This is a genomic window from Petrotoga halophila DSM 16923 (assembly GCF_002924615.1).
Window position 1 is genome coordinate 1 of sequence record NZ_JALY01000120.1, and the last position, 10,616, is coordinate 10,616.

Here is a 10,616-nt window from a genome sequence, read left to right on the forward strand (position 1 = left end):
AAAAAATCTTCTGGAGGATTAACGTAAAGTCTTATCACATTGGTACCTGTGGAAGCAAAAGAGTTTGTAAAATCAACATCGTCTAAAATATAAACAGTGATTTTACCAGGATTTGAACCATAAAAATAAGTGTACTTTGTATACAACTCTTCAGCGGTATTGGCTATTTCTTCGTAAAAATAATAAAGATCTTTCTCAAAAACAAACCTATAATTCTCTGTTTCTACCTGATAAAGATCTTTAGGTGGTGTATAAACAGAAGAAGAAAAAATCGTTAAAGAAATCGACAGACAAAATATCAATACAAATAATTTTCTAAATCCTTTAATTCTCATTCACTAACCAACCCCTTTGATTTTTTAATGATCATTTAATTATAATATAATTTTCTAAAATTTATAAAAAATCGAATATATAAATTAAAATGGTCGATGAGGTATTGACAAACTTCCCTTTTTATGATAGACTTATTTTTGGAATTAATGCCGAGATGGCGGAATTGGTAGACGCTGCGGACTTAAAATCCGCTGGGTAGGAATACCCGTGTCGGTTCGAGTCCGACTCTCGGCACCCTTTTAAATTAATTATAGTAAATTACTTGGTGCGGGGTGGAGCAGTCTGGTAGCTCGTCGGGCTCATAACCCGAAGGTCGTAGGTTCAAATCCTACCCCCGCTACCATTTGTTATATGGCGGCGTAGCTCAGTTGGCTAGAGCATACGGTTCATACCCGTAGTGTCAAGAGTTCGAATCTCTTCGCCGCCACCATAGATGAAATTTCTTAAATAAAAAGATGGGGTAATTTAGATAGATGCCCCATCTTTTTATTTTATTTTAATATTTTGACGAATTATTAATCACTCTTTCTAAACCTTAGTATTTTGCTATAAAAATGAGTTACTTTTCCAGTTTCGAAGAAATCTTTAGAGGAATCCTCTATTATAATTCCCCTTTCTTTCAATGCCTTTGCTGATAATTTAATTATCTCTTTTTCTTCACCCTGAAGCCCTTCATAAACAGTGTATACAGCATCGTTTTCCAAACCTTTTAGCTTGACATCCACCCTATCAAACAAACCAAACCTTCTAGGATTCCTTAAATATATCAAAACACCTTCATCTTTGTTTTTACTCAAATATTCCACCGCAAAATACCTATCATTTGTAACGGAAGAAAGCCTGAATTGATAGCCTTCTTGTATTATCTCTCTTATCTCTTTATACAACTGAACCTGATACCTTGCCAAATAGAAATCTTTTTCAGAGAATTTATTTAAATCCGCACCAATTCCTAAAGATCCCATCATCGATGAATGAAATCTGTATGTCAAAGGATAAGTCTCTTTTCCTCCCCAGTCAGTTACCCATCCCATCATTATTTTTGGTGCGTATGCGTAGGAAAAACCCTCTTGGATCTCTAATCTATCAAATGGATCTGTGTTGTCGCTTGTCCATACTTGATCCGCATATTGCATTAAGCCTATATCCACTCTTCCTCCACCGCTGGAACAGTTTTCAAAAGTAACGTGTGGATGTTTTTCTCTTAAATATTTCCAAATATCGTATAAGTTCCACACGTATTTAACCCATATTTCTCTTTGTTTTCGTGGTTCCACTTGCATCCATCCTGACTCAAAAACATGCCTGTTCATATCCCATTTGACGAAATCTATATCGTTCTGTGTTAAAAGATTATCCATGAAATCAATGATGAAATTTTTTACATCTCCCCTTGCCAAATTAAGCATCAATTGATTTCGTTGAAGTGATTTAGGTCTATTTGGAAAACTAATAACCCAGTCAGGGTGTTTCCTATACAATTCGCTGTCAGGATTAACCATCTCTGGTTCAACCCATATGCCAAAATCCATCCCTAGGGATTTAACATAGCTTATCAAAGGTTTCAAACCATTTGGAAATTTTTCTTCGTTCACATACCAATCCCCTAACCCGGCATGATCGTCTTTTCTTTCCCCAAACCATCCATCGTCTATAACAAAAAGTTCCACACCAATTTTTGCAGCCTTTTCAGCCAATATTTTTTGATTTTCTTCATTCACGTTAAACGTGGTGGCTTCCCAAGAATTGTATAAAACCTTTCTTAATTTGTGTGCTTTATCTTTTGGCAGTATATAATTGAGCTGGTAATGATGTATATTCTGGCTCGCCTTTGTAAAACCCTCGTCTGAAAAGCCAAACACAAATTTAGGAGTAGTAATTTTTTCTGAGGGTTCTAGTATATAACTAAAATCCCAGTCATTTATACCTCCAATTATCGCTATTCTTTCGTATATACGTTTTTGTACTACTATTTTCCAATTACCACTCCAGGCTAATTCACCAAAGTATACCTTTCCGTGATCTTCATCAGCAGAGTAATCGATTGCGAAAAAAGGATTCAGGTAGGCGCTTGTTTTCCCAACCCTACTTTCCAAAACTTTGCTTCCCTCGTTTATGCCTTCTTTTCTTAAATGAAACTCACTCCCCCACATACCTGCAAGATAATTTAGTTCTGCTTTTTCATCATTTTCAACATACAGCGAGGCAGATTTCATATCCTCTATCTTTATTTCTTCATTAGAATTGTTTCTAATCTCAATCCATCTTTCTATGATATCGTACTTTTCTATGACCTTGTAGAAAAGATTTACATCCAAATTATAAAGATCATCGCTTAGCTTGATTACTAAATCATTCCCACTCACTTCAAAATTTTTGTAATTCAACACAACATCCCTGACACCATCGTAATATTCAACTTTCAAACAATGCTCTACGTTGTTCTTTTCTCCTCTCACTGAAAATTCATCGTTCCACGTGTATCTGTCCATTACAATTAGATCTTTGACTTCTGGGTAGTCTTGAAACCTTGGTAACTTTGATCCCCAGTACAAATTTTTAATTTTCCCTTGATCATCTAATCCAAAAACGTAACCCATATTTTCTGTTTCCAAAAACCATCTCTTCGTTTCTTGATCGAAAGTTATAGGCATTTGATTACCCCCTTTTCACATTTAAATGGTGAGCCTTTTAAAACTAGAATTTTATCGTTGCATACTCAAAATATTTTTTTGAAAGAAAAAAACAAAAGAACGAAAATACCCAAAGAATAAATAGCCGAAAAAAGATAAACAGCATCAATCCCGTTTAATGTATAAAGAAATCCCATCATCAATGGAGCCACAGTTCCAGATAACTTAAAGAAAACCTCTCTTAAGGAAATCACCGCTCCTCTATTTTTTCTTGAAGTTATTTCAGTAGTCAGAGTGTGCATACTAGGTATATTTATGCCATGCCCCATACCAAAAATAATAACAGCAATCATCAAACCGACAAAATTTCTAACAACCATTAATAAAAAAAGTGAGATCGCATAAAATACATAAGAAAATGCTAACAACCATTTTACTGTGTATCTATCGCTTAACTTCACCAACTGTGAAGCAGCAAATGCAGCAGTAAAAGACATAAAAAACATTAATATACCTGTTATCCAAGGGGGAAAACCAAACTTATATTCTGATAAAAAAGGTAGATACGAAGAATATGCGCCACTGAGCAAAAAGAAGGTAGAAAACCCAGCAATATATATAAAAATAATTCTCAAATCTTTTAAAACTTTAAACAAATCTACAAAATAATCCTTCAAGTTCTCACCATCATTTTGATGGGAATCTTCAAGAAGAAATAAGGTAGCTATTCCAACGGGTACAGCTAAAGCAGATAGAAAAAAAGGAAACTGCCAACCAAAAACAGCCAACACTCCACCAATAAGTGGATAGATAGCTAATCCAATATTTGCAACGGTTTCATTGTAACCTATAACTTTTAATCTTTCTCTTTCTCTAAATAGATCACCCATAAGGGTTACATTCAATGCGCCCAAGGCGGATGCTCCCGCTCCATTTATGGCACGTAATAACAGTAAAATGTTAAAATTTGTTGTTAAACCACTTAATACCCCAGATACAGCGAATAAAAATAGGAGAGGAACCATAAATTTTTTTCTTCCATATCTATCAGCTAAAACACCAAATAATGGAGTTAAAAATATGGCAGGCAAGTTGAAAAAAGTAATTAACAAGCCTACCTGTTGCTCTGTTACATTGAATTCTTCCTTTATCAAAGGAAAAACAGGAGAAATACTCGATACACCCATGACGACCATCAACGTTACACCAAATATAATTAACATGTTATTTTTTTGAGTTTGTTTTTTTGCAGAATTCAACTTTTTGTTTCCCCCAATAATTTTTTTCTTATACTTTTAATTTTATCACATTTACGCATTATACAAACTTCAAAAAATCTATTAACCCAGATTTTTTTATTTGTGACAGGCATTTATTAGTTGCCAAGATAAACTATTAAATTATTTTAGTTGGGTAGAAGATAGACAATTAATTTAACTACCGTCCTTCCACACCACCGTACGTACCTCTCGGTATACCATGGCTCAACAGATTGATAATTGAAACCCTTCACATTGTTCCCGTACCTTCAACTAGCGGTTTCCCCTCGCTATCTGATCCACAGCGGGCTTTCACTGCTTAGCTATTGAGCATTCTGGACGAACAAAAGGGAGAGGGGATAACCTCTCCTTTTTCTTGGTTAAAAAATTTGATACCTTTTAATCTTAAAAGATCAATAATTTAAAATTACAAAGCTGCTTTTATCTTTGATACGGCATCGTTGAGTGCTTCTTCTGGTGTTTGTGTCCCGTTTATAATATTGTTAAGAGCATCATCCATAGGTGTCCATACCATTTGCATTGCAGGTATATTGGGCATGGGTTCTCCACCTGCAGCGCTTTCAGTGAAGGCAGCAACTATCTCAGCAGGAACTGGCCCACCTTGTTCCTCAATTATCTGAGAAACATCAACTCTTGACGGCAATCTTGGGTCAGCGATATAGAATTGATATATTCCTTCAGCTGTTGCTAGGTAATTAATAATGAATTCCATAGCGAACGCTTTGTTTTCTGACCTAGAATTGATCATCAATCCTTGTACACCAACAAAAGGCTTCATCGTTTTACCTGGCTCAACCTCTATGCTTGTTAGTGGAACTACGCCAAAGTCTATACCTGCATCTAAATATGCTTTTACAGCCCATGGACCGTTTATTACCATAGCTGCCAAACCATCCAGAAACATCGAATCCATAATATTGTAGTTCATACCTTGTGGTACTATACCTTCGTCGAAGAAGCTCTTCACAAGATATGCAGCCTTTATAGCCTCTTCATTGTTCAATCCGATGTCGGTTATATCGTAACCAGTTTTAGGATCGTATCCAAAAACATATGCATTGTATGCGCTAAGAAAACCATAAGCATGATACAATTCATTAGCAACAAAGGCAAATCCAACAGTTTCATCCGTGGTAAACTCTTTTGCTAATGCCTTTAGCTCGTCTATACTTGTTGGAACTTCTTCATCGCTTACATAATCACGGTTATAGAATAATGCATTAGCTTCGAGGGCGTAGGGCAATCCATACAACTTGCCTTCATATGTGAAGGCTTGAATTCCTGATGGAGCAAATTTATCAAGTTCGATAGCAGATTGTGGAATAGGTTCGAGTAAATCATTCATTACTAATTCTCCAACCCAGTCCTGAGCCCCAACTATTATATCTGGACCTTCTCCTGCCTGTGCTGCGGTTAGGAATTTTGACCTTATATCACCGAAAGTAACCATTTGGACATCAACATTTATTCCAGTATCCCTGGTAAACTCCTGACCGATCCTTTTTATGAAATCGACTTGTTTTTCAGAAGACCACACGGTTAACGTTTGTGAAAATAGCGAAAGTACTCCTACCAACATTACCAAAGTTAAAATTAAGCCTTTTTTCATCTTTGTTCCCTCCTCGTATAATGTGTTTATTAGACACTTTAAAAACCCTAAAACATTCATTGTAACTAACTTTTAAAACCTTCAATATTATACTTTTACCTCCTCGCTATATAATCTATTTGATACCATATCTTTATTATCTCGTAAGGAGGTCATTGCTTTCACCTATTTCTGAAATGGGTAAGCACAGGCTGAATCAAGATTTCATTCTTTTCAAAATCTTAACCCCATAACCTGGAACAGTTATTTTTCTGTCTGAAGTTTCACCTTCCAGAAGGTCGATATATTTCTGTTCATCAAGTTCGACTGTTTTTTCTTCTTGAGTAAAGTTCATCACAAAAATAAAGTCATTCTCTCCGTCAGTTCTCATTTGAGCTGTAATACCGTATGGTAATTCTGTATCAACAACCTTTTTCAATCCTAGTTCTTTTATCAGTTTCCCATAAAACATATCATTAAACTGCTCTTCATTTCTTGAAGCTATGTAATATGCTTTTCCTTTTGAAAAATCATTGACCGTTAAAGCGGGCATCCCTTTGTAAAAATCCTCTTTGTAGGTTGCCAAAGATCTTGCTCCTTCTAAATGGATCAAATCACATAACTCTTTTGCTTCATACTCACCTTTCAACCCTAATTCATTTTCATTATCGAAAGCAACAAGTCTACTCTCACCATCGTAAAGTGCGTCTATCTCCTCAGACCAAATTCCAAGAACCTCTTTCAACGGACCTGGAAATCCGCCTAAGAAACACAAGTCTGTCTCGTTGACTATTCCTGACCAGTATGTAGCAACAAAAGTCCCACCGTTTTTTACAAATTCTTTGATTTTTTCACCTACCCCTTGTTTAACCATATAAAGCATTGGTGCTATTAATAACTTGTATTTTGAAAAATCACAGTCCATATTTATAACATCAACAGGTACACCATTCTTCCAGAAAGGTTTATAATTTTCCTTAACAGTTTCTTCGTAATGTATGCCTATGTTTCTTGGGCCCTGGGCATCTTTCATCGCCCACCTATTTTCCCAATCAAAAATAATAGCAACTTCTGGATCTACTGTTGTTCCTATTATTTCGTCTAATCTTTTTAGTGTTTCACCAACGATTTTTACATCGTTGAAAACTCTGGTATTTTCATACCCACAATGATCTACAACAGCTCCATGGAATTTTTCACTGCTCCCTCTACTTTTTCTCCACTGAAAATATTGAACAGTATCAGAACCATGAGCTACAGCTTGAATAGAAGATAATAGATGCATTCCTGGCTTTTTCAATTTACTTACTTCATGCCAATTAGTGGTACTAGGAGTACTCTCCATAAGCATGAAAGGTTTTCCGCCTTTTAATGATCTATTCAAATCATGAACCATACTTACTCCACAGGCTAAATCATAATCATCATTACTATGCCATCTTGGATAATTATCCCAAGAAATTACATCCACATAATCAACAAATTTCCAATAATCCAATCCCTCATATATTCCCATAAAGTTGGTTGTCACAGGTAGGTTTGGATTTATCTTTTTCAGTGGCTCTATCTCATGTTTGAAAAAATCAACGGTTTGGTGAGTTACAAATCTCTTCCAGTCTAAATTTAATCCATGAAGTAAATCTTCTCCATGAGGTGCGGGAGATTCTATCTGTGACCAATCGGTGTAGGTATGACTCCAAAAAGCCGTCCACCAGGCATCATTCAGATTTTCTAAGGTTTTGTATTTCTCTTTTAACCAATTCCTAAAGGATTCTTGGCAGAGATCGCAGTGACATTCCCCACCGTATTCGTTGGATACATGCCAAGCTATTACTCCTGGATGATTCGAATACCTTTCTGCTAGTTTTGTGTTTATTATGTTGACTTTTTCTCTGTAGACTGGAGATGTATAACAATGATTATGACGCTTACCGTGAAGGTTTCTCACTCTATTTGGCCCTACCCTCAATACTTCTGGGTATTTCTGCGACATCCATGCAGGCCTTGCACCACTGGGAGTCGCTAAGATTGTATATATTCCATTTTTGTATAGCTTTTCTATAACTTTATCTAACCAACCGAAATTAAACTTCCCTTCTTCAGGTTCCAAAGTACTCCAGGCGAATATACACACAGACATAACGTTACATCCAGCTAGCTTCATAAGCTTGATATCATCTTCTAAGACTTCTGGATATTTTAACCATTGATCAGGGTTATAATCTGCTCCATGTAGAAAATGAGGCACTTTTGCACTTATTGGTTCATACTTTTTAGTCATTATTTTCACTCCTTTTAATTTAATGATGAAAATCGTATTTTTTTTATTACTATATTCCATTCTTATTTCCAAATATCTCTTAAATAATGTGCAACTATTTTTGGCTGTCTATCTCTTGTAAAAACACCTTTGTGGTTGTAAATGGGTCTTCTTACTTCTTCTTGAGTCTTAAAATCTGCAAAGGCCCATATATGTTCTCCTATGGTGTAATCTTTTGAGTCAATCACTTCTATGTATCTTTTTATTAATTCTTTTTGGTATTCTTCTGAAAACAGGATAGGTGGATCATAATGATAACCTGGTATAGCGTCAGCTCCAAACTCTGTTAAGAGTATAGGTTTGTTGTACTTCTTATATACATATTCTAAATTTTCATTTAATGCACTTATTGCTTCGTCAAGTCTACCTTGGAAAACATACCAACCAAAATACCTGTTTATACAAATTATGTCAAAATATTTTAAAGATACATCTTCCCTTCCTGGCATATCCATACAACTAACAAAGGTTACTGGTCTCGTTTTGTCTGATTTTTTTGCTGTTTCATACAATTGTTTAAAAAATTCTTCTGATTTTGGATGGGTAGATTCTGGTTCGTTAGCTACACTCCACATTATCACACTTGGATGATTTTTATCCCTATCTATCATTCTTTTTATGCTTTTTACACATAATTTTGTGGTTTCATCGTTGTAATGATACCTTGTTATTCCTACATGCGGTGCTTCATCTATTACCAATATCCCTAGTTGATCGGCTAAATCAAGCCAATCTTCTGTATAAGGGTAATGAGAAGTCCTAAATGAGTTAGCTCCTATCCATTTTAATAGGTTATAATCTTTAACTATCAGGGGATAAAATGTTCCTTGACCTAAAACAGGAAATTCTTCGTGTTTACCAAATCCTTTTAATTTTAATGGTTCGTCGTTTAAGTATAAATTTTTACTGTCCCACCTTATCTTTCTTATTCCAATTTTCATTTTATAACTGTCTAATGTCTGATCTTTTCTTTTAAGATTGATTTCAACGTCGTATAAATAAGGATTTTCCAAATTCCAAAACTTCGCATTTTCCAATTCTACTTTTACATCCGCTTTACCATTTTCTATGTCTTTTTGATGCTTTTCTCCAGCTATTACTACTTCAATAGTTCCATTATTGTTTGCATTTGTTAGTATTTCAAAATTAATTATCCCTCTTTTTTCTTTTGAAGAAGAAAGAGAAGTGTCAACCATGATATCTGTTATCTTTTCTTTGTTGGTTATCTCTATCGTTACAGGTCTGATTATTCCTCCATAGTTTAAGAAATCAAAGTTCGTACTGGGCCTTCTATCGGCAGTACCAACCAGCAAATCTTCTTGAGGTGTATTTCCCGCAGGAAAAGAGTCTGTTCTGAGTTCATTTTCCACAAGTACTTCTAAGATATTTTCTTCTTCAAACTTAACCTTATCAGTTATATCTATTTCAAATGGTAGGTATCCAACTTCATTTTCTCCTACCTTTTCACCATTTAGATAAATTTCACTTCTTGTATTAACCGCCTCAAAATAAAGCCTTATAGCTTTCTCTTCAAAATCTTTTGAAAGGTGAAAAGTTTTTTTGTATCTCATTTTCCCCTCTTCATATAGGAAATCTTGATATTGTTCGTTCCAACTTCCCGGAACAGCAATTGGTCTAATATCTTCCTCCTCTGTGCTTTTATCCTTTTTTATTTCCCATATCCCACTTAAACTTATAAGTGCTCTTTTTTTATTCTCTTGCGCCCTTAACATTTTAAAAACTCCTTTTTATTTATCTCCCTTATTCTCATACAACCAACAACGAACCATGCGATTTTCTGTTTGTATTTCTGGTGGCATATTATCTTTACACTTTTCCATAACAAACGGGCATCTACCTGCAAACTTACATCCTTTTCTCATGTACTCTTCTGTTTCCAACTCTTTTATACTTATCCGTTCTGTCCATTTCTTTTTCGGATCTGGTTCAGGTATCGATTCTTTCAGCATCTGTGTGTATGGGTGTTTCGGGTTCATCAGTACATCTTCCACTCCACCCATCTCTATTATGTTCCCTCTGAACATTATCCCTATCCTGTCACTTACGTAGTATGCGGTTGCTAAATCATGCGTTATGTACAATACACTTACGTTGTACTTGTCCCTTAAATCTTTGAACAAGTTCACTATCGACATCCTCAACGATGCATCCACCATCGATACAGGTTCGTCCGCTACCAACAACGATGGTGTCGTTATGAGCGATCGGGCTACCGATATCCTTTGTAGTTGCCCTCCTGAAAACTCGTTGGGGTACCTTCCTTTTACTTCCGTTATACCTAATCCTACCGCCTTTAGTGCTTCTTCTACCCTTTTTCCATTCCCGTTCTTTGTTATCCCGTATTGTTTCGCTGTGTCGTATAGGTATCTGTCTACCTTCCTCAACGGATTGAATGTTTCAAAAGGGTTTTGAAATACCGATTGTACTTCTTTCATGAA

The 10,616-nt window shown here is 35.5% G+C and carries 7 protein-coding genes and 3 tRNA genes; 3 read left to right on the forward strand and 7 right to left on the reverse strand.

What is annotated here, in order from left to right; all coding sequences use genetic code 11:
- The coding region (locus AA81_RS05590; RefSeq protein WP_146050352.1) for a hypothetical protein at positions 1 to 335 on the reverse strand (335 nt) is incomplete at its 3' end.
- Positions 336 to 484: 149 nt separating this feature from the next.
- Here AA81_RS05590 and AA81_RS05595 point away from each other — a divergent pair.
- The 3 genes from AA81_RS05595 (at position 485) to AA81_RS05605 (ending at position 766) form a co-directional block, all read left to right on the forward strand.
- A tRNA-Leu gene (locus tag AA81_RS05595) sits at positions 485 to 570 on the forward strand.
- A gap of 32 nt (positions 571 to 602) precedes the next feature.
- Positions 603 to 679 (forward strand) — tRNA-Met (locus AA81_RS05600).
- Positions 680 to 689: 10 nt separating this feature from the next.
- Positions 690 to 766: transfer RNA gene (locus tag AA81_RS05605), tRNA-Met, on the forward strand.
- 85 nt (positions 767 to 851) lie between these two features.
- Here AA81_RS05605 and AA81_RS05610 read toward each other — a convergent pair.
- The 6 genes from AA81_RS05610 to AA81_RS05635 form a co-directional block, all read right to left on the reverse strand.
- A complete protein-coding gene (locus tag AA81_RS05610; protein WP_103898476.1) occupies positions 852 to 2,990 on the reverse strand; it encodes an alpha-galactosidase in 2,139 nt (712 codons plus the stop codon).
- 65 nt (positions 2,991 to 3,055) lie between these two features.
- Entirely contained in the window at positions 3,056 to 4,228 is a 1,173-nt protein-coding gene (locus tag AA81_RS05615; RefSeq protein ID WP_103898477.1) for an MFS transporter, read from the reverse strand.
- Positions 4,229 to 4,655: 427 nt separating this feature from the next.
- On the reverse strand, positions 4,656 to 5,858 hold the full coding sequence (locus AA81_RS05620) for a sugar ABC transporter substrate-binding protein (protein WP_103078868.1): 1,203 nt from the start codon (positions 5,856 to 5,858) through the stop codon (positions 4,656 to 4,658).
- A 196-nt stretch (positions 5,859 to 6,054) separates the two neighbouring features.
- Entirely contained in the window at positions 6,055 to 8,118 is a 2,064-nt protein-coding gene (locus tag AA81_RS05625) for a beta-galactosidase (protein WP_103898478.1), read from the reverse strand.
- A gap of 62 nt (positions 8,119 to 8,180) precedes the next feature.
- The gene (gene uidA / locus AA81_RS05630) at positions 8,181 to 9,890 is read right to left on the reverse strand and encodes a beta-glucuronidase (protein ID WP_103078870.1); all 1,710 of its coding nucleotides are present in this window, start codon (positions 9,888 to 9,890) and stop codon (positions 8,181 to 8,183) included.
- A gap of 15 nt (positions 9,891 to 9,905) precedes the next feature.
- The coding region (locus AA81_RS05635; RefSeq protein WP_103898479.1) for an oligopeptide/dipeptide ABC transporter ATP-binding protein at positions 9,906 to 10,616 on the reverse strand (711 nt) is incomplete at its 5' end.